The organism is Aquirufa nivalisilvae (assembly GCF_004307455.1).
GTDB classification, from domain to species: Bacteria; Bacteroidota; Bacteroidia; order Cytophagales; family Spirosomataceae; genus Aquirufa; species Aquirufa nivalisilvae.
This window is the reverse complement of record NZ_SEWX01000012.1, coordinates 1-1,431: the sequence shown is the minus strand read 5'-3', so window position 1 is coordinate 1,431 and position 1,431 is coordinate 1. Positions and strand designations below refer to the sequence as shown.

Here is a 1,431-nt window from a genome sequence, read left to right as displayed (position 1 = left end):
CTGTCTGCGTGCCACTTCCTGTGATTACAAACTTATTGGCTGAACCTGGGTTAATCGTAATGCTTCCACTTGTTACGGCTGTTCCGCTAGCTGGGGTAAACGTGAATGTTCCTGAACCTACCGCTCCTGTGTACTTCAAGCCTAAGCTACTCAAGTTCGCTACTCCACTCACAAAGTCTGATGCACTATTTAGTTTATTTGTGCCACTTAAGCCACTGATACTACCACTTAAGCTCGTGCTTACAGTGATGTTATTTGTTGAGGCATCAAAGCCTGTCACCACGTTGCCATAAGCATCCAAGGCTGTTAAGCTGTTCGTTCCTGTAAAACCTACTCCGTTGATCTGTGGTCCTGCTAAGCTCAAGGCTAATTTGCTGAATACCGCTGGGCTTACACTCACACTCAAGCGATCGGATCCACTCGTTGTTACTGAACCATCAGTTGCTACAATCAAGGCCGACTCTACTTTGTATAAGCTCATGCTTACTGTCGCTACTCCATTACTAAACGTCACACTAGTCGCAGTACCAAAGTCTGTACTCGCTACGGTTGGGTTAGTTGCAGGACTGCTTGATGCATTAGCTCCACTGAATGTAATCGATTTAGCTCCCGTATAAGCTGTTGCTGTATTTCCACTCGCATCTTTGGCTGTAATCGTGATGTTTTGACTACCACCTGCTGTCTGTGTGCCTGTTCCTGTAACAATGAACTTCGTAGCAGATCCTGCTCCTATGCTCACACTGCCACTCGTTACGGCCGTTCCGCTTGCTGGGGTGAACGTGAATGTGCCTGTACCGGATGTTCCGGTAAATGTTAAGCTGCTAATATTAGCTACTCCACTTACAAAGTCGCCCGCATTGTTCAACTTGTTGGTGCCTGATAATCCGCTGATTGATCCTGTTAAGCTCGTGCTTACCGTGATGTTATTGGTTGAGGCATCAAAGCCTGTCACTACGTTGCCATAAGCATCTTGTGCTGTCAAGCTATTCGTACCACTAAACGAACTACCACTGGTTTGTGGACTCGTCAAGCTTACGATTAATTTACTGAATGATCCTGCACTTACAGATACCGATAAACGGTCTGAACCTGCTGCTGATAGACTTCCATCCGTAGCTGCTAATACCGCTGATTCTACTTGGTACAAGCTCAAGCTCGCTGTCGCTACTCCATTACTAAACGTCACATTCGTCGCTGTGCCCACATTCGTACCGCCAACCGTTGGGTTGGTCACTGGACTGCTCGAGGCACTAGCTCCACTAAAGGTAATCGACTTAACTCCCGTATAACCTGTTGCGGTGTTGCCACTCGCATCTTTCGCTGTGATTGTTATCGTTTGACTAGTACCCGCTGTCTGTGTACCTGTTCCGGTGATAATCAATTTCGTAGCAGTACCTGAATTAATCGTCAATGATGATGATGTTACTGGCG

Annotated in this window: 1 protein-coding gene; it reads right to left on the bottom strand. The window is 46.8% G+C overall.

The window, feature by feature from the left end:
- A partial coding sequence (locus EWU22_RS13345; protein WP_161566872.1) for a beta strand repeat-containing protein occupies nt 1-1,431 on the bottom strand: 1,431 nt, incomplete at both ends.